Here is a 20,086-nt window from a genome sequence, read left to right on the forward strand (position 1 = left end):
TTTTTAACCCCCAAAAACGAGACGACCGGTCACCTGGCCGGCCGAAGGAGAAACGCCCATGTCCGCCCCCTTGCACACCCTGTTCGAGCCCTTCCGCCTGGGCGCTCTCGAATTGCCCACCCGCGTGGTGATGGCGCCGATGACCCGCTCGTTCTCGCCGGGCGGAGTGCCCAATGCGAAGGTCGTCGAGTATTACCGCCGTCGTGCCGGCGCTGGCGTCGGCCTGATCGTCACCGAGGGCACCACCGTCGGGCACAAGGCCGCCAACGGTTACCCGCACGTGCCGCGCTTCTATGGCGAGGATGCCCTGGCCGGCTGGAAACAGGTGGTCGACGCGGTGCACGCCGAAGGCGGCAAGATCGTTCCGCAACTGTGGCACGTGGGCAACGTGCGCAAGCTCGGCACCGAGCCGGACGCCAGCGTGCCGGGCTACGGCCCGTGCGAAAAACTCAAGGACGGCCAGGAAGTCGTGCACGGCATGACCAAGGCCGACATCGACGAAGTGATCGCCGCCTTCGCCCAGGCCGCGCGCGACGCCAAGGCCATCGGCATGGACGGCGTGGAAATCCACGGCGCCCACGGCTATCTGGTCGACCAGTTCTTCTGGGAAGGCAGTAACCAGCGGACCGACGAGTACGGCGGAGACCTCGCGCAGCGCTCGCGTTTCGCCATCGAGCTTATCCAGGCGGTACGCGCCGCGGTCGGCCCGGATTACCCAATCATCTTCCGTTTCTCGCAGTGGAAGCAGCAGGACTACAACGCCCGCCTGGTGCAGACGCCGGAGGAGCTGGGCGCGTTCCTCAAGCCGCTGTCCGAGGCCGGCGTGGACATCTTCCACTGCTCCACGCGACGTTTCTGGGAGCCTGAATTCGAGGGTTCGGACCTCAACCTCGCCGGCTGGACCCGCAAGCTGACCGGCAAGCCGACCATCACCGTCGGCAGCGTCGGCCTGGACGGCGAGTTCCTGCAGTTCATGGTCAACACCGACAAGGTCGCCCAGCCGGCCGGCATCGAAAGCCTGCTGGAGCGTCTGAACAACCAGGAGTTCGATCTGGTAGCCGTCGGCCGCGCGCTGCTGGTCGACCCGGACTGGGCGGTGAAGGTCCGCGAAGGCCGCCAGCAGGACATCCTGCCGTTCAGCCGCGACGCGCTCACCAGCCTGGTCTGATTCCTGCCCCTCCGCGCCGTCCCGCCGTTGAAGCGGGGCGGCCGCGACATGCCCCGGAATGCCCGCGTCTAGCGCCGGACCGGGTTGCCGATCCCGCCCTTGCCCCCCTCACGTACCCAGAACAGCGTCGCGCCGGCTACGGCGGCGGGCATGATCAGCAGGTTGAGCAGCGGCACCAGCAGCGCGACGTAGACGATGCCGCCGAAGCCCAGGCTCTGCCAGCGCTTGGCGCGCAGCCAGGCGAGCATTTCGTCGAAGCCCAGCTTGTTGTTGTCCGCCGGGTAGTCGATGTATTGCACGGCCATCATCCAGATGCCGAACAGCACCCACAGCGGCGTCGCCACCAGGTTCAGCACCGGGATGAAGGACAGGATCAGCAGGCCCAGCGCGCGCGGCAGGAAGTAGCGCAGCTTGCGCAGTTCGCGGCCCAGGGTGCGTGGCAGCATGGCCACCAGCTCGCTCCAGTGGAACGGCGGAAAGTCGTCCTGACCGCGGACCACCACTTCGACCTTTTCCGCGAGGAAGCCGTTGAACGGCGCGGCGATGATGTTCGCCAGCAGGGTGAAGCTGAAGAAGATCATCACCAGCACGAGCATCACGAACAGCGGCCAGAGCAGGTATTCGAGGAAGCCCAGCCAGCTCGGCAGGCTCGGCATCAGCGTCTCGACCCAGACGTTGAACTGGGTCAGGGCGAAGCCGACCAGGCCGGCGAACAGCAGCACGTTGATCGTCAGCGGCAGCAGCAGGAACAGCCGCAGGCCAGGGCTGAGCACCAGTCTCAAACCTTCGCGCAGGTACTGCGGGCCACTCAGGGCGGGTAGCGCCATGTCGTCCTCCTAAAGGGTAAGGCTGCCGAGCTTATCAGCGGCGCCGCCTGGCCGCTGCGGCGCAATTTCGACGACGCGTTACCGCGAGTCGGGCTGCGGCCGGTAGAGCAACACCTGGTTGCGCCGTTGCTTGGCCTGATACATGGCGCTGTCGGCGGCCCTGATCAGTTCGTCCGGCTGGCGGGCGTGGTCCGGATAGAGCGCGATGCCAATGCTCGGGGTGACGAAATCCACGCGCTGGCCGTTGAGCTCGAAGGCCGGTTCGAGCACCTGCAGCAGGCGTTCGGCGAGCGCCAGCGCGCTGCTCGCGTCCTCGCCGCCGAGCAGCAGGGTGAACTCGTCGCCGCCCAGCCGGTAGAAGTGGTCGGGGTAGCGCAGCGCGCCGCGCAGGCGTTCGGCGATGGCTGTCAGCAGGGCGTCGCCGAGGTCATGGCCGAAGCGGTCGTTGACTTCCTTGAAGCGGTCCAGGTCGATGAACAGCAACGCCAGCGGCGCCTCGTCCTGCTGCGCCTTTTCCAGCGCCGCGTGCAGGTGTTCGTCGAAGGCCTTGCGGTTGCCCAGGCCGGTCAGCGGGTCGCGGTAGGCCATGTCCAGCAGGCTGTTCTGGTAGGCCACCAGATCGCTCACATCGCGCAGGATTCCGCGGATGCCGGCGTACTGGCCGTCGGCATCCTCGATGTTGGAGAAGCGCGTCTCGAAGTAGCGCAGGCTGCCGTCGCGGCGCTTGAACGGCGAGATCAGGCTGGCGTGCTCGCCCTTGCTCTCGCGCATCAGGGTGCGGGCGCGCTCGACCACGTCAGCATCGAGGATTTCCTCGATGGCATGGCCGACCAGCTGTTCGCGGCTGCAATCCAGCTGCCGCTCGAGGCTGCGGTTGACGGCGAGGATCTCGCCGCCCGGGGCGATCTCGAAATAGCCTTCCTGGATCGAGTCGAGAATCGCCTTGTCGCGTTCCTCGCTGCGTTCCAGTCGCTCCAGCATGTGGTTGAGTTCGCCGGCGAGCTGCCCCAGTTCGTCGTCGCCCTGTTCGCTCAGTCGTTTCCGGCCGCTATCGATGCCGATCGCCGCCACTTCCTGGTTGAGCCGGCGCACCCGCCGCAGCACCCAGCGATCCAGGCCGGTATAGGCGAGCAGCATGGCCGCGACCAGAAGCAGCAGCGTCAGGCCGAGAAAGAAGCCCACCGCCGTGCGGCCCTGCTGGTAGAGCAGCCGCGGCTGGGTGATCTGCAGACGCAGCTCGGCCTCGCCCAGCGGATTGAAGAACTGCAGGTCGACCTGCTGGGTGTTTGCATCGAGCACCCGCCGCGGGCTCAGGCGAATCTCGCCCTGGCGCGAACTGCGCGGGCGCAGCTGCTGCCAGCCCGTGGTGTCGCCGGCTAGCGGCACCACCCGCAGGCTGCCGGGGGCGTCCTGGAGGAAACCGTCGAGAAGGCGCTGATCGAGGATCTGCCCGGCGACCACCACCCCGTTGGGCGGCGCCTTGCCCAGGTTGTCGCTGATCGGGCTGCTCACCAGCAGCAGCGCCACGCCCTGCACGACCATCACCTGGCCCATCGCATGCTGGGCGTCGCCGGCGTAGTCGAGGCTGCCCATCTGGCGACTGCGTTGCAGGATGCCCTGGCGCAGTCCGATCATGCTGCGCGGGCCTTTGCCGCCCTCGGGCAGCAGGTCCGTCACTTCGAGCAACTGCTGGGCGCGCCAGGTCTGCGCGACGATGCGCGGCTGGCGATCGAAGAACACCATGAAGTCCAGGTCGAGGTTCGCCAGCCTCGCCGCCGGCAGGTTGCTGCGGATGTAGTCGACGCGCGGCCGCTCGATGAAGGCGTAGGTCCGGTCCCACCAGGCCAGGCTGCGCAGCAGGTCCAGGTGGCGGGAGATGTCCGCCTCCATGTGTTCGTGCAAATGGCGCGACTTGCTCATCAGCTGCGCGCTGTCCTGGCGGTCGAAACGGCTGAGCAACAGCCGTTCGGAGAGCGCACCGACGGCCACCAGCGTCAGGGTGAGCGTCGGGATGAACAGCCAGAGCAGGCGTTTGCGCAGATTCATGGGAGGGTACTGACCTGTTGGGACAGCGGCGACACCACATACGATAGCCGCTGCCTATCGGGGAAATTGAAAAGCGCCACTTTGCCCAGGCAGAAGGCGGCTATAGGCTCCAGCGCATTCGAGCCGAACCCTGCGCAATCGTGCATCGGGTCGGCGTGTTTTTTCGGAGCCGCCTGTTGAGTCTTCCCCTATTGCCTGGCGGCTCCGCTTTATTCGAGGAGTCCGTGATGTCTGCCGATCGTCATTCGAAGGTGATCATTCTCGGCTCGGGTCCCGCCGGTTACACCGCGGCGGTCTACGCGGCCCGGGCCAACCTCAAACCGCTGCTGATCACCGGCCTGCAGGCCGGTGGCCAGCTGACCACCACCACCGAGGTCGACAACTGGCCCGGCGACGCCCACGGCCTCACCGGCCCGGCGCTGATGCAGCGCATGCAGGAGCACGCCGAGCGCTTCGAGACCGAGATCGTCTTCGACCACATCAACGGGGTGGACCTGGCCGGAAAACCCTTCGTCCTCCACGGCGACAACGGCAGCTACAGCTGCGATGCGCTGATCGTCGCCACCGGCGCCAGCGCGCGTTACCTCGGCCTGCCCTCGGAAGAAGCCTTCATGGGCCGCGGCGTTTCGGCCTGCGCCACCTGCGACGGCTTCTTCTATCGCAACCGCGAAGTGGCGGTGGTCGGCGGCGGCAACACCGCCGTGGAAGAAGCGCTGTATCTGGCCAACATCGCCAGCAAGGTGACCCTGGTGCATCGCCGCGGCAGCTTCCGCGCCGAGAAGATCCTGCAGAACAAATTGCAGGCCCGTGTCGCCGAAGGGCGCATCGTGCTCAAGCTGCATGCGGAAGTGGAAGAGGTGCTGGGCGATGCCGGCGGCGTCACCGGCGTGCGCCTGAAAACTGCCAGCGGCAGCGAAGACCTGGCCGTCGACGGGCTGTTCGTCGCCATCGGCCATACGCCCAACACCGGCCTGTTCGAAGGCCAGCTGGCGCTGCGCGACGGTTATCTGGTGGTGGGCGGCGGGCGCGACGGCAATGCCACCGCGACCAGCCTGCCGGGCGTGTTCGCCGCCGGCGACGTCGCCGACTCGGTGTATCGCCAGGCGATCACCTCGGCCGGCGCCGGTTGCATGGCCGCCCTGGACGCAGAGCGCTACCTCGACCAGGCCTGAGCCGGGCCGTCAGGCAGCGCGCACCAGGGGCTGGCGGGCGAAACGCACGCCGGCCAGCCCGGTTTTCATCAGCGCGCGGATGTTGCCGTGGTCGCTGCCTTGCGGATTCGCCAGCACGCTGCGGTAGTGTTCGCCGAACGCGCGCAGGGCTTCTTCGTCACTCAACGCTTCCAGCTGCGCCAGGCCGAGGGTCTTGCAGGAACCCTCGTTCTGCCCCTCGGCATTCTCCACCGCGCCGTTGACGAAGGCGCTGGGGCTGAACCGGTAGTTGGCCTCGATGAAGGCGAGGGTGTCGGAAAAGCGATGCTCGTCGCTGCCGAGGGCGGCGCGGAAGTCGTCCAGCGTCATGCCTTGTTTCCCTTGTCGAAAGCGGCCTTCTGCTCGGCGCTGGCTTCCTTCTGGTATTTGGCTTTCCAGTCGGCGTAGGGCATCCCGTAGATCTCCTCGCGCGCCTGTTCCGGGCTGACGTCCAGGGACAGGTCGTCGGCGGCCGCCTTGTACCATTTCGACAGGCAGTTGCGGCAAAAGCCGGCGAGGTTCATCAGGTCGATGTTCTGCACGTCGGGGCGCGAGCGCAGGTGCTGGACCAACTGGCGGAAAGCGGCGGCTTCGAGCTCGATGCGTTGTTCTTCGGTCATCTCGATTCTCGCGGGCGGATTGATCGGTGCCCGGCGCGAGGCGGCGGGCGGTGAGGCGTGGCGATGATAACGCGGGGCCGGAACGATCATCCAGCCTCGCTCGGCGGGCCCGCCGGCCAGCTTTCGCGAGGAACTTTGCCGCGCGCCGCCGGGTCCGGACATCAGGTGCCTGCCGCTCGGGCGGGCGCATCGCATCCCATGGGGAGTACGCATGTCCATTGGAAAGAAACGCTGGGTGATCGCCGAAGGCTACCTGCCGCCGCTCGGTCCGAACCCCGACGACCGCACCCTGCGCAGCCACGAGGCGGCGTGCATTCTGAATGCCGGCGACCAGCCGGCGCAGGTCGACATCACGCTGTACTTCACCGACCGCGAGCCCATCGGCCCGTATCGGCTCGAGGTGCCGGCGCGGCGCACGCTGCATGTGCGCTACGACGACCTTGACGATCCGCAGCCGCTGCCGCGCGAGACCGACTATTCCAGCGTGATCGAGTCCGACGTGCCGGTGGTGGTGCAGCACACTCGCCTGGACGCCCGCGCCGGCATCGCCCTGATGAGCACGGTCGCGTTCGCCGAGTGAGCGTCTAGAGCGGGCCCGGATCGCAGCGGGTGAGGATGCCGACCGAGTTGCGCTCGGCCGTGCGGATGAACGACTGCGTCATCATCGCGATGTCCTGAATGATGAACAGCTTCTTCTCCGGGTTGCTCAGCAGCTCGGTGGAGAGGTGCGAACTGTCCTGGATCGCCGGCCAGGTGCACCAGATCGAGATGATCTGCTCGCCGCTGTCCTTGATCGTGGCTTCCTCGTAATTGACCTTGTAGCCCACCGACTCGGCGCCGCCGAAGGTGTAGCGGAAGGTTTCGCGCACCTCGTCGGTGGTCTGCGTGGCCGGCAGGAAGTAGGCGATGATGATCCGGTCCACGTTGAAGCCGATCCACATCTTGGTCGCCACGCCCGGCGTGTCCAGGCGGTAGTTGGCGCCGAAGATGTTGTTCATCTTCGAGACCTGCACCTTCGGCTTGTGGCCGTTCGAGTCCTCGATGCGTTCCAGCACCGACGGCAGCTGCTTGAGCAGCAGGCGCTCGGTCTTGCTTACCAGGAACTGCAGGTTGGCTTCGCGCTCGCCGAAGATCAGCACCATGCTGATCACCAGCGCCGTGGCGGTGATCTGCGCCATCGACAGTGAAAGCAGAATCCAGTCGCTGCGGTCGGGAACGCCGACGAAGGACAGCGAGATGTAGATGGAGGCGGCGAGGCAGCTGAACAGCGCGGTGACGATGGTGATCTTGATCCAGCGCGGCAGGTAGATGATCTTCTTCGAATCAATCAAGCGGGGCTTCCTTCCTCAGGTGCCGGCCGCCGTTGATCACGACGTTGCTGCCGGTGGTGTAGTTGGATTCGAGCAGATAGGCGACGGTCTGGATCAGCGGCTCGGCACCCGGCTCGAACTCCAGCAGCGCCTTGCGGAAGGTTTTCTCGACGTATTCCGGGGTGCTGTCCTCCTTGAGGATCAGCAGGCCCGGCGAGATGCTGTTGACGCGCACGTTCGGCGCGTACATCTCGGCGAATGAAAGGGTCATGTTCTGCAGCGCGGCCTTGCTCGCGGCATAGGCGACGTGGTTCTTGCTGCCGCGCGAGGCGCTCTCGTCGCAGATATGGATGATGTCGGCGCGGCCGGCCTTCTTCAGCCAGTCGCCCAGTTCCAGGTTCAGCTGGAACGGCGCCTCCACGTGCAGGCGCAACATCGCCTCGAGGTTTTCCAAGCTGTCGTCCAGCCACTGCGAGGCGTTGTGGACGATGCCGCGCAGCGCGTCGTGGCGGGTTCGCACATGGGCGACAAGCCGCTCGCGCTGGGCGCGGTCCATCAGGTCCGCCTGAAAATGGACGATCCGCGGATGCTTCGGTGAGGTGTCGGTGCGGTTCACCGAAAGGATCTCGTAACCCCGCTCGGCCAGGCTCAGGGCCAATTCGTAGCCGACGCGCTTGCTGGTTCCGGTGATCAGGAGAGGAGTGGTCATGTCGAATAAATTCAATCCGTTACGGCATGACCCATCTTATGCATATGCGCCGCCCGCGGCCAGCCTGGCGGCCGCGGGCGGCGGCGCGCTGGCTACTTTGCGTCGAACGCCGGTTTGCCGGTGCGTGCCACGCGGTCGCGCGGGCGCCTGCCTTCCAGCCAGGGCGCCAGCAGGCGGGTGGAGAGCGGGATGAACAGGCAGACCATCACCGGCGTCAGCACCAGGGTGCTGAGCAGTACCCGTTGCACCAGCGGCAGCGCGACCAGGGCGTCGCCGAACAGCAGGTTGAAGGCCAGCGAAACCGGGAAGAACGCCAGCCATACGGCAACGCTCTGCTTCCAGCGTGGCGGACGCTTGTCGGCGCTGCCGAACCAGGCGTCGAGGCCCTGGGCGCGACGTTCGTGCGGCTGGACGAACAGGCCCTGGCCGCGTTCGAGCCAGGCGCTGCGCGACGCCGAATGTTCCCAGGCAGCCATGGTCGCGGCGTCGGCGAAGCGGAAGACGATCTGGAATTCGTTGTCGTGGGCGGGCGGGGCGAGGACGCCGGAACCGAGGTAACCGGCGAAGTCCGCGGCGAGCTGTTCGCCTTCGCGGAGCCAGGTCATGAAATCCTGATAGCGGCCATGGGCGACACGGCGCGCCACCATGAGGGTGACGGGTTCGGCAGACATTGTGTATCTCCATCGATGGGGCGAGCGGTCCGGGTAGGACGTTTCGCATCACGCAGCGCCGGGGTGGTGGGCTGCCTGAAATGACAAGCAAGGATTATTCCTCATGGCGGCGTCGCAGCGCTACCCGCATGCCCATGCGTGGCGTGGGAAAGCGCCGTGTACGGCGCGTGAACCGGGCTTTTTCGACGCCAGGGTGGGCCGGTCTTTAGCGGTCGCTTTGCCTGCAGGGAATAGCCTCGCTCCCCGTCAATCACGGAAATTGCCCACCCAGGTCGCAGCGGCGCGCCAAGTTCGCACCAGCAGGGCGCGTCTTCTGGTCGGTTGTCGCCAAATGGACCGGCGTCCTGCCGGGTCGGATGCTGCCGAGCGTTTCCCTCGCGCGTTACACTGTGCGACACCTTCGCGAGTTGGCGGCGCCATGACTCAGTTCTCCCATGCAGCTTCCCTTGCCTCCGAGGCGTTGAAACGCCAGGAGCTGTTCCCGATCCGCGAGGTTTCGCGGCTGACGGGCGTCAACCCGGTCACCCTGCGTGCCTGGGAACGACGCTACGGCCTGATCGAACCGACCCGCACCGACAGCGGCCACCGCCTGTACTCGCAGGCGGACATCGACCGCGTGCACAGCATTCTCGGCTGGCTCGAACGCGGCGTCGCGGTGAGCAAGGTGGGCACCGTGCTGGCGCGTGGCGAGAGCGTGCCGAAAAGCATGGTCGCCGAGCGCGCGGCGGTTGGCGGCGAATGGGCGGAATGGCAGGCGCGGGTCAGGCGCGCCGTCGCGACCTTCGACGAGCAGGGGCTGGAACGGCTCTACGGCCTGCTGTTTTCCAGCTACCCGCTGCCGGCGCTGTTCCAGGACGTGCTGATGCCCGTCTGGGAAGAGCTGCTGGTGCATCAGGGCGAGTTCGGCAAGACCAGCGAATGGCTGTTCCTCGACGGCTTCCTGCGTGGGCGCGCGTTGCTGCGCCTGCAACTGACCCGCAGCGAGGACGCCGCGCGCGTGCTGCTGGTGGCGGTGCCCGGGCATTGTCGGGAGCTGGAGCTGCTGGTGGCCGGCGTGCTGCTCGGCGGGCCGGACGTATCGATCAGCCTGCCGGGCTTCGGTGTGCCGCTGAACGAGCTGCTGCTGATTGGCGAGAAGCTCCAGCCCGATGCCGTGGTGGTGTTTTCCCACCAGCCGCGCGACGCCGGCTTGCCGCGGCAGCTGTCGAAGCTGGCGCTGATGCTCGACTGCCCGCTGTTGCTGGCGGGCGCAGCGGCGGATTTCGCCGAGGCTCAACTGGCGGGAACCCCGATAGGCTGCCTAGGCAGCGAGGGGCGCGAGATGCACAAGCGCCTGCTGCGCTTTCTCGCCGAGCGCCTCGATACCTGATCGTCAGGCGTCGACGGCGCTGCGCGCCTTGGCGTGCAACTGCGGATGCTGCAGACGATGCTGCTGGAAGATAAACGTGTGCAGGCGCCGCAGCGTGCGCTCGTTCTCGTGCAGCAGGCGGTAGGCACATAGTCCCTGTCCCACCTTGCGTACCAGCCGGCCACGCAGCGGAATCGGCTTCGCGCCGGGCAGCGGCAGTGAAAGTTCGAAACGCGCCGGGGCGACGTCGGTGACTTCCAGCAACAGCCCGTTCGGCGACAGTTCGTGGACCCGCAGGTCGCTGGCCTCGCCGCGTTCGTCGAGAAGCGCCACGGGCTTGTTCAGGTGCAGGCGCCACGGCCGGTCGACCGGGCCCTGTTCGAAGATGCGCGGGGCTTCCAGCTTCAGGTGCAGCGTCTGGAAGTCATCTTCCACGAGCTGCAGCGGAAAGGTCAGGCGTTGATGGCCGATCTGCGCCTCGAGCGACAGTTGCGCGCGTGAGCCGAGCGCCGCCAGCAGCGCCTGGGTTTGCGGGCTGCTGTCGATCAGGAAGTTGGATGCATTGAGTCGCGCACCCTCGCCCTCGTTGAGGAGGCTGCGGATATAGGCCAGCTCGTCGGCGGTAAGCAGCGGATCGTCTTGCATCGGTAGGCTCCCGGCTCGGGGGATAACCTCTGTTGGACCCTTGCGAACTGCGGGGGTTCAGCCTTCCGTCGCTTTCCTGAGCGCAGCCTTCAACGCGGCCACTTCGCTTTCCAGCGCCTTCACCCGTTCGCAGGCCTCGACGAATTCGGTGACGTCCTTCTGGATGCCGATCAGGTAGGTCAGCTGGTCGGCCTCGTTGTGCACCGGCGTGATGGACAGCTCGTTCCAGAACAGGCTGCCGTCCTTGCGGTAATTGCGCACGATCTCCCGGCTGGGTCGGTTGTCCTGCAGCGCGGCGCGGATCGCCCGAATCGCGGGCTGCTCGCGGTCGTCGCCCTGAAGGAAGCGGCAATCCTGGTACAAAACGTCTTCGGCGCGATAGCCGGTGAGCCGTTCGAAAGCCGGGTTGGCATAGATGAGGATGTTGTCGTCGCCTTCGCGTTCGGCCACCACGATGCCGTCGTTGGACGCGTCGATGACCAATTGCAGCAGTTTGGGACTGATCATTCCGGGCTCCGCAGGGTAGAAGCGCGATTCTAAATGATCGGGCCCGCTCATACAGTTATTGCATAATCCGCCCTCCGACTGGTTCTGGAACCCTCGTATGAACGTCCTGATTCTCTCCGGCTCGGTCTTCGGTACCGCCGAGGAAGTCGCCCGGCATGCCGGGCAGCTGCTGCGCGACGCCGGCCTGCAGACCTTGCACAAGCCACGCGCCGAACTGGGCGAGCTGCTGGAATTCCCCGCGGACGCCATTCTCGCGGTGACCTCGACCACCGGCGTCGGCGAATTGCCGGAGACGCTGCAGCCGCTTTTCCACGCCATCCGCGACCAGCTTCCAGCGTCCTGGCGCGGCCTGCCGGGAGCGGTGATCGGCCTGGGCGACTCGGCCTACGGCGACAGCTTCTGCGCCGGCGGCGAGCAGTTGCGCGAGCTGTTCGCCGAGCTGGGCGTGCGCGAGGTGCTGCCGATGCTGCGCCTGGACGCCAGCGAAACGGTGACGCCGGAAACCGACGCCGAGCCCTGGCTGGGCGAATTCATCGTCGCCCTGGGCGCCTGAGGTGCATCCGCGCGCGCAGGAACTGATCGACACGCTGGGCCTGCAGGCGCATCCAGAGGGCGGCTACTACCGGCGGCTGTTCGCCTCGGCGCAGCGCCATGGCGAGCGCGCGGCCTGCAGCAGCATCGTCTTCCTGCTGCTGGAAGGGCAGGCCAGCCGCTGGCATCGGGTGGATGCCGACGAGATCTGGCATTTCCATGAAGGCGACGCGCTGGAGCTGCTGATTGCCGAATCGCCCGACGAGCTGCGTAGCCAGCGCCTCGGCCCGCTCGCCGTCGACCAGTTGCCGCAGGCGGCGGTGCCGGCGCATGCCTGGCAGGCGGCGCGTGCGCTCGGGCGCTACACGCTGGTCGGCTGCACGGTCGCGCCGGAGTTTCGCTTCGAGGGTTTTCGCCTGCTCGCCGATGACCCGCAGGCGCAGCGCGAATGGCCGCGCCTGGCTGGCGAGTTCCCCGAGCTAGTCTGACGGCGACGGGTACTCGCGCAGCAGGGCCAGCCACGCCTGCGCGGCATGCGACAGGTAGGCGTCGCGGCGCCAGATGAAGCCGATGTTCCAGCGCAGGTCGTCGTCGCGCAGCGTCAGGCGTACCACGCCGGGGCGCATCAGCCCACGGGCGACGATGCTCGGCAGCAGCACCGTGCCCTGGCCGGCGGCGACCAGGGCGGCGAGGAAGTCGGCCTGGCCGCTGCGGCCCCCTTCGCGCGGGTTGAAGCCGACCTGCAGGCAGGCCTGCAGCAGGCGGTCGTTGAGGGTGAAGCTGCGCTGGTAGAGCAGGAACGGGGTGTCGGCGAGCTGCGCCAGTTCCAGGCTGCCTTCGCCCGCCAGCGGATGGTCGGTGGGCAGCAGGATGTCCAGCGGCTCGTTGCAGAACAGTTGGCTCTCGAATGCCGGATCGTCGGAGAGCATCCCGGCGCCGATCTCCAGTTCGCCGCTGCTCACCAGTTGCTCGATGCTCTTGCTGCCGTCCTCGGTGAGGTGCACGGCGATGTTCGGGTAGCGCCGTCGGTACTCGGCGAAAGGCCCGGCGAACAGCGCGTTGCTGCCGAGCATCGGCAGGCCGAGGTTCAGCTCGCCGCGCGCCAGGTGGCTGAGGTCGTCGAGTTCGCTGAGCAGTTCCTTGCGTACCCGCAGCAGCTCCTCGACGCGGCGCAGCACGATTTCTCCGGCGTCCGTGAGGCGCAGCTGCGGTCCCTGGCGCTGCAACAGCTGCACGCCCAGGCGCTGCTCCAGTTGCGCCACCTGTTTGCTGATCGCCGACTGGCTGGCGTTGAGCGTGCGTGCTGCCTGGGTAAAGCCGCCCTGACGAACGACTTCGGCAAAGCTGCGCAGCTGTCTGAATTCCATTCTGGAATACCTGTGATTCGAACAATTCGTTTTTTCGATGGTAACGCGCGCCGTAGACTTTCTTCCAACTGTTGAGGAATCCACCGTGACCCGCGCCCGCGTTACCCATCTGTCCCGTCTGCTCTCCGAGTTGCTGGTCCTGCTCGGCCTCTATCTGTTCGGTTCCCAGCTTGCGCTCTGGCTGCACTGGCCGATTCCGGGCGGGGTGATCGGTCTTGGCCTGCTACTGGCCGCGTTCGCCACCGGCTGGATCAAGCCCGCCGCGCTGCAACTGGGCGCCGGCGTGCTGATGGCGGAGATGCTGCTGTTCTTCATTCCGGCGCTGATGAGCATGCTCGACTACGGCGCACTGCTGCGCAGCGAAGGCCTGCGCATCCTCGCGGTGATCGCCTGCAGCACGCTGCTGGTGATGCTGGCCACGGCGCTGACGGTGGAGGCGGTGTGCCGCTGGAGTCTGCGCCATGAATCTTGAGCCGATGCCGCTGTTCTGGTTCGTCCTGACACTGGCGGCCTACCTGCTCAGCCGCTGGCTGTACCGGCGCAGCGGCCGCTACCTGCTGTCACCACTGCTGTTCGTACCAGCGCTGCTGCTGGCGGTGGCGATCCCGCTGCACACCGCCTACGCCGAATACTCCAGCAATACGCACCTGCTCGTGCTGCTGCTCGGCCCGGCCACCGTGGCCTTCGCCGTGCCGATCTGGCAGCAGCGCGCGCTGCTGGTCCGGCACTGGCCCGCGCTGTCGCTGGGCATGCTCGCTGGCAGCACCGTGGCCATCCTCAGTTCCTGGTGGCTGGCCAACGCGCTGGCGCTGGAGGGCCCGGTCAGCCTGTCGCTGGTGCCGCGCTCGATCACCACGCCGTTCGCCATGCCGATCGCCACCGGCCTCGGTGGCGTGCCGGAACTGACGGCGATCTTCGTGATGTTGACCGGTGTGTTCGGCGCGCTGGTCGGTGGCCTGCTGCTGAAGTGGCTGCCGCTGCGCAGCGCGCTGGCCCGTGGCGCGCTGTTCGGCGTCGGCGCGCACGGTGCCGGCGTCGCCCGCGCCCAGGAAGTCGGCAGCGAGGAGGGCACCGTGGCCGGCCTGGTGATGGTGCTGATGGGCCTGCTCAACCTGTTCGCCGCGCCGTTGATCGCCCACCTGATCTGAGCCGCCGGGTCGCGCGCGGCCCGGGCTTTCATCGCCAACCGTCGCGGTTGGCGCCGCTACGGTCAGTCGCCGACGAAACGGCGACGGACGCAAAACTGGCTTCCAGGGCCACTGGCCGTGCACCGAAGCGCCGCTAGACTCTCGGCACACCCACAACAATAAATGCCGAGGTGATCGCCGTGTCCGTAGCCCAATTGCTGCACCCCTCCGAAGTGAAGAACCAGGTTTCCGCCGCTGAATGGCAGACGCGTATCGACCTGGCCGCCTGTTACCGGCTGATCGCGATGTACGGCTGGGACGACCTGATCTTCACCCACATCTCGGCCAAGGTGCCGGGCACCGACGACTTCCTGATCAACCCGTACGGGCTGATGTTCCACGAGATCACCGCGTCGAGCCTGGTGAAGGTCGACCTGGCCGGCAACAAGCTGATGGACAGCCCCTACGACCTCAACCCGGCCGGCTACACCATCCACAGCGCGGTGCACGAAGTCCGTCACGACGTCGGCTGCGTGCTGCACATCCACACCGCCGCCGGCATCGCCGTCTCCGCGCAGAAGCAGGGCCTGTTGCCGCTGTCGCAGCAATCGCTGTTCGTCCTCGCCAGCCTGGCCTATCACGGCTACGAAGGCGTGGCGCTGAACCACGACGAGAAGTCGCGCCTGCAGGCCGACCTCGGCGACAAGAACTTCATGATCCTGCCCAACCACGGCCTGTTGACCGCCTTCGGCAGTATCGCCGACGCCTTCCTCGGCATGTTCACCCTGCAACGCGCCTGCGAGATCCAGGTGATGGCGCAGAGCGGCGGTGCCGAACTCATCCACATTCCGCAGCAGGTTCTCGACGGCGCCCGGGCGATGATCGCCGGGGTGATGCGCAGCCCGCAGGGCATGGGCGGCGCGCTGCCCTGGCCGGCGCTGCTGCGCAAGCTCGACCTGCACAATCCCGGCTACGCCGCCTGATGGCCGCCGTCGGCATCGGCCTGGACGACTGGCGCGCCCAGGGCCGAACGCTGCTGTTCCATCGCCATGAAATCCGCCACTGGATGGCTGGCCCGGTAGACGCGGAGCCGCTGCTGCTGATCCACGGGTTCCCCACCGCCAGCTGGGACTGGCATCGCCTCTGGGCACCGCTGGCGCAGCGCTACCGGGTGATCGCCTGCGACATGCTCGGCTTCGGCGACTCGGCCAAGCCGCGCCACCACCCCTACAGCCTGCTGGAGCAGGCCGACATACAGCAGGCATTGATCAAACACCTGGCCATCGACCGTCCGGTGCACGTGCTGGCCCACGACTACGGCGACAGCGTCGCCCAGGAGCTGCTCGCGCGGCATCAGGAAGGGCGCGTGCGGCTGGCCAGCTGCGTGTTCCTCAATGGCGGCCTGTTTCCCGAAACCCATCACCCGGTGCTGCTGCAGAAGCTCCTGCTCAGCCCGGCCGGCTTCCTCGTCGACCGGCTGTTCACCCGGCGCAGCCTGGCGGTCAACTTCGCCAAGGTGTTCGGTCCGCAGACCCAGCCGAGCGAGGCCGAGCTGGATGCGTTCTGGCAACTGATCGCGAAGAACGGGGGCGCCGCGGTGATGCACCGGCTGATTCGCTACATGCCGGAACGTCGCGAGCAGCGCGAGCGCTGGGTGACGGCGATGCAGCGCAGCGACGTGCCGCTGCGGGTGATCGACGGCGCCGTCGACCCGATCTCCGGGGCGCACATGGTGGCGCGTTACCGCGAGTTGATCCCGCAACCGGACTGCGTGCTGCTCGACGGCATCGGCCACTACCCGCAGGTCGAGGCGCCTGAGCAGGTGCTGGCGCATTACCTGGCGTTCCGCGACAGGCTGCCGCCAACGGATGCTCCGCAGCACGCCGAGGCGGTCTGAGCCCGCCGGGGCCGGCGACTTAGTTCGCCGGTTCCGGTCGCGGTCACGCAGCTCATCCCGTGGCGTTATCGACCATCATTCAGGTGCGTCGTCCCGGTTGTGACCGTTTCCTGTCTGTTGGACACTTCGGGCATCTCAACCTGCCAAGGAGTTTCCCATGAGCCAAGCCGTGCGTTTCGAAGACAAGGTCGTGATCGTCACCGGCGCGGGCGGTGGCCTCGGTCGCGCCCACGCATTGCTGTTCGCCAAACACGGCGCGCGGGTGGTGGTGAACGACCTGGGCGGAAGCACCCATGGCGAGGGCGCCAACGCTTCGGCGGCGGACAAGGTGGTCGCGGAAATCCGCGAGGCGGGCGGCACCGCGGTCGCCAGCCATGACTCGGTGACCGATGGCGAGAAGATCGTGCAGGCCGCACTGGACAGCTTCGGTCGCATCGACGTGGTGGTGAACAACGCCGGCATCCTGCGCGACAAGACCTTCCACAAGATGGAAGACGCCGACTGGGACCTGGTCTACAAGGTCCACGTCGAAGGCGCCTACAAGGTGACCCGCGCCGCCTGGCCGCACCTGCGCGAGCAGAACTACGGCCGGGTGATCTTCACCGCGTCCACCTCGGGCATCTACGGCAACTTCGGGCAGAGCAACTACGGCATGGCCAAGCTCGGTCTCTACGGGCTGACCCGCACGCTCGCCATCGAGGGCCGCAAGAACAACATCCTGGTCAACGCCATCGCCCCCACCGGCGGTACGCGGATGACCGAAGGGCTGATCCCGCCGCAGGTCTTCGAGCAGCTCAAGCCCGAGCTGGTCAGTCCGCTGGTGGTCTACCTCGGCAGCGAGCAGTGCCAGGACACCTCCGGGCTGTTCGAGGTCGGCGGCGGCTGGATGGGCAAGGTGCGCTGGGAGCGCAGCCTGGGCGCCGGCTTCGACCCGCGCGCCGGCTTTTCGCCGGAGGACGTGGCGGCGCACTGGCAGCAGATCGTCGACTTCGACAACGCCGCGCATCCCAAGGACAACATGGAAGCGCTCAGGGAAATGATGGCCAACCTGCAGAAATACGTGGTCTGACGACGGCAGGGTGCGGCTTCTTCCGCGGTTCGCGACGGCAGCACGCTGACCGGTCGCGCCGCTCACCTCGGTGGAGTTCTGCATGGGCGTGATCGTCGAACGGCTGGACGCGATAACCGTCATCACCCTCGACCGGCCGCAGGCGCGCAACGCGGTCGACCGCGCCACCGCCGACGCGCTGAGCGCCGCGTTGCGTGAGTTCGAGGAAGACCCGCAGGCACGCGTCGCGGTCCTCACCGGCAGCGGCGGGACCTTCTGTGCCGGTGCCGACCTGCACGCCGTGGCCGAAGGCGGCGAACGCCGCAACCGCCTGCAGGCGCAGGGCGACGGCCCGATGGGGCCGAGCCGGATGCAACTGCGCAAGCCGCTGATCGCCGCCATCGAAGGCCACGCGGTGGCCGGCGGGCTCGAGCTGGCGCTGCTCGCCGACCTGCGGGTGATGGCGGCGGATGCGGTGCTCGGGGTGTTCTGCCGGCGCTTCGGCGTCCCGCTGATCGATGGCGGCAGCGTGCGCTTGCCGCGCCTGATCGGTCAGGGGCGCGCGCTGGACCTGATCCTCACCGGCCGTCCCGTGCATGCCGAAGAGGCCCTGCAGATCGGCCTGGTCAGTCGCGTGGTCGCCGCCGGCCGCGTACGGGCCGCGGCCGAAGCGCTGGCCGCCGAGATTGCCGCGTTCCCTCCCACCTGCCTGCTGGCCGACCGCGCCAGCGTCCATGCGCAATGGGACCTGCCGTTTTCCGAAGCCCTGGCCAACGAGTTCGCCGGCGGCATGGCGGTGCTCGACAGCGGCGAGACGGAGGAGGGAGCGAAGCGCTTCAGCGCCGGCGACGGCCGCCACGGGCGCTTCTAGGTCGCGTTTCTCCCGGCCTCATCTGCTCATTCCCTGCCTTCCCCGCCATCGCGCCCTGTCGCGTGGTGTTCCTTTTCCCGCTGAAACGACCCACCCAGCGCCTGCGGAACGCCTTCGCCGATGCCCGTCGGGCGCTTTGGTTACGCCCGGCCCGACGTCGCTCTTGGTCGGCCCCATTCAGCGCCTGAATGGCGGCTCCGGCGCAGGCGTGGCGCAGGCATTCATACTTTCGGGCGACAGTCCAAATCCGTCCTTGGTGCGCTTAACCGGGCGTCGGCGCGTGAGTAGGGTTGGCGCCAGTTCTATCCGCCAACAAGGAGCGCCGAATGACAACAACAACACGGCATGCAAAGGTCCAGCCCACGCTATTGGCTCTGGCCGTCGCCATGGGAATTTCCGCCCCCGCAGGGGCCGTCAATTTCAACATCGGTGAAGTCGAGGGCCAACTCGACTCGTCGCTGTCGGTGGGGGCCAGCTGGTCCACCGCCAAGCCCGATCGCGACCTCATCGGGATCAACAACGGCGGCACCGGCTATACCCAGACCGGTGACGACAACCGTCTCAACTTCAAGCGCGGCGAGACCTTCTCCAAGATCTTCAAGGGCATCCACGATCTGGAGCTGAAGTACCGCGACACCGGCGTGTTCGTGCGCGGCAAGTACTGGTATGACTTCGAGCTGAAGGACGAAAGCCGGCCGTTCAAGGACATCAGCGACTCCAACCGCAAGGAAGGCGCGAAGTCCTCCGGCGCGCAGATCCTCGATGCCTTCGTCTACCAGAACTACAGCATCGGCGACCTGCCCGGAACCGTCCGCGTCGGCAAGCAGGTGGTGAGCTGGGGTGAAAGCACCTTCATCCAGAACAGCATCAACTCGATCAACCCGCTGGATGTCTCCGCCTTCCGCCGCCCGGGCGCGGAGATCAAGGAAGGCCTGATCCCGGTGAACATGCTGTACCTCTCGCAGACCGTTAACGACCGCCTCAGCATGGAAGGTTTCTACCAGCTGGAATGGGACCAGACGGTGGTCGACAACTGCGGCACCTTCTTCGGCTCCGACGTGGTCCAGGACGGTTGCGTCAACAACTACAACGTCGCCAGCGGCGCCATCGCGCCGTTCCAGCCGGCCGCCGCGGCGTTCGGCCAGGGCTTCGGCGTTACCAACGAGGGTGTGATCGTGCCGCGCGGGCCGGATCGCGACGCCCGCGATTCGGGCCAGTACGGCCTGGCGCTGCGCTGGCTGGGCGATGCCACCGAGTACGGCTTCTACTTCATGAACTACCACAGCCGCACGCCGGTGCTGAACACCGGCACGGCCGGCGCCGCGACGCTCGCCGCGCTGGGTAACGCCAACCCGCTGGCGGGGCCGCTGAGCGGCATCCTCGGGCAGGTCTGCGGCGCGTTCGGCGGTCCGGCCAGTTGCTTCACCGATCCGCGCTACTCGCCGACGGCGGCAGGCCTCGCCCAGAGCGTGTTGCTTGGTAACGGCAGCTACTCGCTGTCCTACCCCGAGGACATCCGCCTCTACGGGATGAGCTTCTCCACCACGCTGCCCACCGGCACCGCCTGGTCCGGCGAGATCAGCTACCGGCCGAACGCGCCGGTGCAGATCAACACCACCGACCTGACCCGCGCGCTGCTCAACCCGATCGCGCCGGGCACCTCGCCGGTGGCGAGCGCGGCGGGCGCCGAGAACCGCGGCTACAACCGCAAGGAAATCACCCAGATCCAGACCACCCTGACGCACTTCTTCGATCAGGTGATGGGCGCCGAGCGCTTCACCCTGGTCGGCGAGGTCGGCTTCACCCACGTCGGGAATCTGGAGAGCACCAGCGAGCTGCGCTACGGCCGCGATTCGATCTACGGCACCCCGGACGATGCGACGCAACGGGCGGCTTATGGCACCCATGGCTTCGTCACCAGCAATTCCTGGGGTTATCGCCTGCGCGGCATCTGGGACTACAACAACGTGTTCGCCGGTGTGAACCTGCGGCCCAACGTGTCCTGGTCGCACGACGTCGACGGCTATGGCCCGAACGGCGTGTTCAACGAAGGCGCCAAGGCGGTGAGCTTCGGTATCGATGCCGACTACCAGAACACCTACACCACCAGCCTCTCGTACACCAACTTCTTCGGCGGCGACTACAACACGCTCACCGATCGCGACTTTGTTGCGCTCAGCTTCGGCGTGAACTTCTAAGCGGCC

The 20,086-nt window shown here is 67.0% G+C and carries 23 protein-coding genes; 13 read left to right on the forward strand and 10 right to left on the reverse strand.

The features are described 5' to 3' along the window. Nucleotides 1–58: 58 nt before the first annotated feature. Nucleotides 59–1,168, forward strand: coding sequence for an NADH:flavin oxidoreductase (locus BLV15_RS09110; RefSeq protein WP_090226881.1), 1,110 nt, complete (start codon nt 59–61; stop codon nt 1,166–1,168). A gap of 68 nt (nt 1,169–1,236) precedes the next feature. Here BLV15_RS09110 and cysZ read toward each other — a convergent pair whose 3' ends face one another. Both cysZ and BLV15_RS09120 read right to left on the reverse strand, forming a co-directional pair. Continuing rightward, on the reverse strand, nt 1,237–1,995 hold the full coding sequence (gene cysZ, locus BLV15_RS09115) for a sulfate transporter CysZ (protein ID WP_090226884.1): 759 nt from the start codon (nt 1,993–1,995) through the stop codon (nt 1,237–1,239). A gap of 78 nt (nt 1,996–2,073) precedes the next feature. Next, the gene (locus BLV15_RS09120; RefSeq protein ID WP_090226885.1) at nt 2,074–4,041 is read right to left on the reverse strand and encodes a sensor domain-containing diguanylate cyclase; all 1,968 of its coding nucleotides are present in this window, start codon (nt 4,039–4,041) and stop codon (nt 2,074–2,076) included. A gap of 227 nt (nt 4,042–4,268) precedes the next feature. Here BLV15_RS09120 and trxB point away from each other — a divergent pair, with 227 nt between their 5' ends. Continuing rightward, nucleotides 4,269–5,213: a thioredoxin-disulfide reductase gene (gene trxB, locus BLV15_RS09125; protein WP_090226888.1), complete on the forward strand. Its 945-nt coding sequence runs from the start codon at nt 4,269–4,271 to the stop codon at nt 5,211–5,213. A gap of 9 nt (nt 5,214–5,222) precedes the next feature. Here the strand turns inward: trxB and BLV15_RS09130 are convergent, their stop codons facing one another. Then, nucleotides 5,223–5,561, reverse strand: a complete 339-nt coding sequence (locus BLV15_RS09130; protein WP_090226890.1) for a HopJ type III effector protein — start codon at nt 5,559–5,561, stop codon at nt 5,223–5,225. After that, nucleotides 5,558–5,851 carry a DUF1244 domain-containing protein gene (locus tag BLV15_RS09135; RefSeq protein WP_090226893.1) on the reverse strand — a complete coding sequence of 98 codons (294 nt, stop codon included), beginning with the start codon at nt 5,849–5,851 and terminating at the stop codon, nt 5,558–5,560. Before BLV15_RS09135 ends, BLV15_RS09130 begins: the two co-directional genes overlap by 4 nt. 211 nt (nt 5,852–6,062) lie before the next feature. Between BLV15_RS09135 and BLV15_RS09140 the strand changes: the two genes are divergently transcribed. Further along, nucleotides 6,063–6,431 (forward strand): sensory rhodopsin transducer, encoded by a 369-nt coding sequence (locus BLV15_RS09140; protein ID WP_090226895.1) that lies wholly within the window; start codon nt 6,063–6,065, stop codon nt 6,429–6,431. Nucleotides 6,432–6,435: 4 nt separating this feature from the next. Here BLV15_RS09140 and BLV15_RS09145 read toward each other — a convergent pair whose 3' ends face one another. The 3 genes from BLV15_RS09145 to BLV15_RS09155 form a co-directional block, all read right to left on the reverse strand. Continuing rightward, the gene (locus tag BLV15_RS09145; RefSeq protein WP_090226898.1) at nt 6,436–7,182 is read right to left on the reverse strand and encodes a hypothetical protein; all 747 of its coding nucleotides are present in this window, start codon (nt 7,180–7,182) and stop codon (nt 6,436–6,438) included. After that, entirely contained in the window at nt 7,175–7,870 is a 696-nt protein-coding gene (folM, locus tag BLV15_RS09150) for a dihydromonapterin reductase (protein WP_090226899.1), read from the reverse strand. Before folM ends, BLV15_RS09145 begins: the two co-directional genes overlap by 8 nt. 92 nt (nt 7,871–7,962) lie before the next feature. Further along, nucleotides 7,963–8,541 (reverse strand): putative antibiotic biosynthesis monooxygenase, encoded by a 579-nt coding sequence (locus tag BLV15_RS09155; protein ID WP_090226902.1) that lies wholly within the window; start codon nt 8,539–8,541, stop codon nt 7,963–7,965. A gap of 418 nt (nt 8,542–8,959) precedes the next feature. Between BLV15_RS09155 and BLV15_RS09160 the strand changes: the two genes are divergently transcribed. Next, nucleotides 8,960–9,910, forward strand: a complete 951-nt coding sequence (locus BLV15_RS09160; RefSeq protein ID WP_090226905.1) for a MerR family transcriptional regulator — start codon at nt 8,960–8,962, stop codon at nt 9,908–9,910. Nucleotides 9,911–9,913: 3 nt separating this feature from the next. Here BLV15_RS09160 and BLV15_RS09165 read toward each other — a convergent pair whose 3' ends face one another. Continuing rightward, entirely contained in the window at nt 9,914–10,534 is a 621-nt protein-coding gene (locus BLV15_RS09165; RefSeq protein ID WP_090226908.1) for a hypothetical protein, read from the reverse strand. 57 nt (nt 10,535–10,591) lie between these two features. After that, nucleotides 10,592–11,041 (reverse strand): PAS domain-containing protein, encoded by a 450-nt coding sequence (locus BLV15_RS09170; protein ID WP_090226910.1) that lies wholly within the window; start codon nt 11,039–11,041, stop codon nt 10,592–10,594. Nucleotides 11,042–11,138: 97 nt separating this feature from the next. Between BLV15_RS09170 and BLV15_RS09175 the strand changes: the two genes are divergently transcribed. Together BLV15_RS09175 and BLV15_RS09180 are read left to right on the forward strand one after the other, a co-directional pair. Further along, complete coding sequence (locus BLV15_RS09175) at nt 11,139–11,594, forward strand: flavodoxin (protein ID WP_090226913.1); 456 nt, start codon at nt 11,139–11,141, stop codon at nt 11,592–11,594. 1 nt (nt 11,595) lies between these two features. Then, nucleotides 11,596–12,060, forward strand: a complete 465-nt coding sequence (locus tag BLV15_RS09180) for a cupin domain-containing protein (RefSeq protein ID WP_090226916.1) — start codon at nt 11,596–11,598, stop codon at nt 12,058–12,060. On the opposite strand, the gene BLV15_RS09185 is transcribed toward BLV15_RS09180, so the two are convergent. Next, nucleotides 12,052–12,939 (reverse strand): LysR family transcriptional regulator, encoded by an 888-nt coding sequence (locus BLV15_RS09185; protein WP_090226918.1) that lies wholly within the window; start codon nt 12,937–12,939, stop codon nt 12,052–12,054. The two genes, BLV15_RS09180 and BLV15_RS09185, sit on opposite strands and share 9 nt — an antisense overlap. Before the next feature lie 85 nt (nt 12,940–13,024). Between BLV15_RS09185 and BLV15_RS09190 the strand changes: the two genes are divergently transcribed. The 7 genes from BLV15_RS09190 to BLV15_RS09220 all read left to right on the forward strand — a co-directional run bounded on the left by BLV15_RS09190 (nt 13,025) and on the right by BLV15_RS09220 (nt 20,080). Beyond that, nucleotides 13,025–13,411, forward strand: a complete 387-nt coding sequence (locus BLV15_RS09190) for a CidA/LrgA family protein (RefSeq protein WP_245728152.1) — start codon at nt 13,025–13,027, stop codon at nt 13,409–13,411. Next, complete coding sequence (locus BLV15_RS09195) at nt 13,401–14,087, forward strand: LrgB family protein (RefSeq protein ID WP_090226923.1); 687 nt, start codon at nt 13,401–13,403, stop codon at nt 14,085–14,087. Before BLV15_RS09190 ends, BLV15_RS09195 begins: the two co-directional genes overlap by 11 nt. A 194-nt stretch (nt 14,088–14,281) precedes the next feature. Further along, a complete protein-coding gene (locus tag BLV15_RS09200; RefSeq protein ID WP_175534336.1) occupies nt 14,282–15,049 on the forward strand; it encodes a class II aldolase/adducin family protein in 768 nt (255 codons plus the stop codon). Beyond that, nucleotides 15,049–15,963: an alpha/beta fold hydrolase gene (locus BLV15_RS09205; protein ID WP_090226928.1), complete on the forward strand. Its 915-nt coding sequence runs from the start codon at nt 15,049–15,051 to the stop codon at nt 15,961–15,963. The genes BLV15_RS09200 and BLV15_RS09205 overlap by 1 nt, the downstream gene beginning before the upstream one ends. A gap of 157 nt (nt 15,964–16,120) precedes the next feature. Beyond that, complete coding sequence (locus tag BLV15_RS09210; protein WP_090226931.1) at nt 16,121–17,032, forward strand: SDR family oxidoreductase; 912 nt, start codon at nt 16,121–16,123, stop codon at nt 17,030–17,032. An 82-nt stretch (nt 17,033–17,114) separates the two neighbouring features. After that, nucleotides 17,115–17,882 (forward strand): crotonase/enoyl-CoA hydratase family protein, encoded by a 768-nt coding sequence (locus BLV15_RS09215; protein WP_090226933.1) that lies wholly within the window; start codon nt 17,115–17,117, stop codon nt 17,880–17,882. A gap of 326 nt (nt 17,883–18,208) precedes the next feature. Beyond that, nucleotides 18,209–20,080 (forward strand): DUF1302 domain-containing protein, encoded by a 1,872-nt coding sequence (locus tag BLV15_RS09220; RefSeq protein ID WP_090226936.1) that lies wholly within the window; start codon nt 18,209–18,211, stop codon nt 20,078–20,080. The last annotated feature ends 6 nt before the right edge of the window (nt 20,081–20,086 follow it).

The organism is Pseudomonas kuykendallii (assembly GCF_900106975.1).
In the GTDB taxonomy this organism is placed as follows: Bacteria; Pseudomonadota; Gammaproteobacteria; order Pseudomonadales; family Pseudomonadaceae; genus Pseudomonas_O; species Pseudomonas_O kuykendallii.

Excerpts from the sequence above, each read along its gene's own strand:
- BLV15_RS09110 (WP_090226881.1), top strand. The coding sequence starts at position 59 with ATGTCCGCCCCCTTGCACACCCTGTTCGAGCCCTTCCGCCTGGGCGCT.
- cysZ (WP_090226884.1), bottom strand. The coding sequence starts at position 1,995 with ATGGCGCTACCCGCCCTGAGTGGCCCGCAGTACCTGCGCGAAGGTTTG.
- BLV15_RS09120 (WP_090226885.1), bottom strand. The coding sequence starts at position 4,041 with ATGAATCTGCGCAAACGCCTGCTCTGGCTGTTCATCCCGACGCTCACC.
- trxB (WP_090226888.1), top strand. The coding sequence starts at position 4,269 with ATGTCTGCCGATCGTCATTCGAAGGTGATCATTCTCGGCTCGGGTCCC.
- BLV15_RS09130 (WP_090226890.1), bottom strand. The coding sequence starts at position 5,561 with ATGACGCTGGACGACTTCCGCGCCGCCCTCGGCAGCGACGAGCATCGC.
- BLV15_RS09135 (WP_090226893.1), bottom strand. The coding sequence starts at position 5,851 with ATGACCGAAGAACAACGCATCGAGCTCGAAGCCGCCGCTTTCCGCCAG.
- BLV15_RS09140 (WP_090226895.1), top strand. The coding sequence starts at position 6,063 with ATGTCCATTGGAAAGAAACGCTGGGTGATCGCCGAAGGCTACCTGCCG.
- folM (WP_090226899.1), bottom strand. The coding sequence starts at position 7,870 with ATGACCACTCCTCTCCTGATCACCGGAACCAGCAAGCGCGTCGGCTAC.
- BLV15_RS09155 (WP_090226902.1), bottom strand. The coding sequence starts at position 8,541 with ATGTCTGCCGAACCCGTCACCCTCATGGTGGCGCGCCGTGTCGCCCAT.
- BLV15_RS09160 (WP_090226905.1), top strand. The coding sequence starts at position 8,960 with ATGACTCAGTTCTCCCATGCAGCTTCCCTTGCCTCCGAGGCGTTGAAA.
- BLV15_RS09165 (WP_090226908.1), bottom strand. The coding sequence starts at position 10,534 with ATGCAAGACGATCCGCTGCTTACCGCCGACGAGCTGGCCTATATCCGC.
- BLV15_RS09170 (WP_090226910.1), bottom strand. The coding sequence starts at position 11,041 with ATGATCAGTCCCAAACTGCTGCAATTGGTCATCGACGCGTCCAACGAC.
- BLV15_RS09175 (WP_090226913.1), top strand. The coding sequence starts at position 11,139 with ATGAACGTCCTGATTCTCTCCGGCTCGGTCTTCGGTACCGCCGAGGAA.
- BLV15_RS09185 (WP_090226918.1), bottom strand. The coding sequence starts at position 12,939 with ATGGAATTCAGACAGCTGCGCAGCTTTGCCGAAGTCGTTCGTCAGGGC.
- BLV15_RS09195 (WP_090226923.1), top strand. The coding sequence starts at position 13,401 with ATGAATCTTGAGCCGATGCCGCTGTTCTGGTTCGTCCTGACACTGGCG.
- BLV15_RS09205 (WP_090226928.1), top strand. The coding sequence starts at position 15,049 with ATGGCCGCCGTCGGCATCGGCCTGGACGACTGGCGCGCCCAGGGCCGA.
- BLV15_RS09210 (WP_090226931.1), top strand. The coding sequence starts at position 16,121 with ATGAGCCAAGCCGTGCGTTTCGAAGACAAGGTCGTGATCGTCACCGGC.
- BLV15_RS09215 (WP_090226933.1), top strand. The coding sequence starts at position 17,115 with ATGGGCGTGATCGTCGAACGGCTGGACGCGATAACCGTCATCACCCTC.
- BLV15_RS09220 (WP_090226936.1), top strand. The coding sequence starts at position 18,209 with ATGACAACAACAACACGGCATGCAAAGGTCCAGCCCACGCTATTGGCT.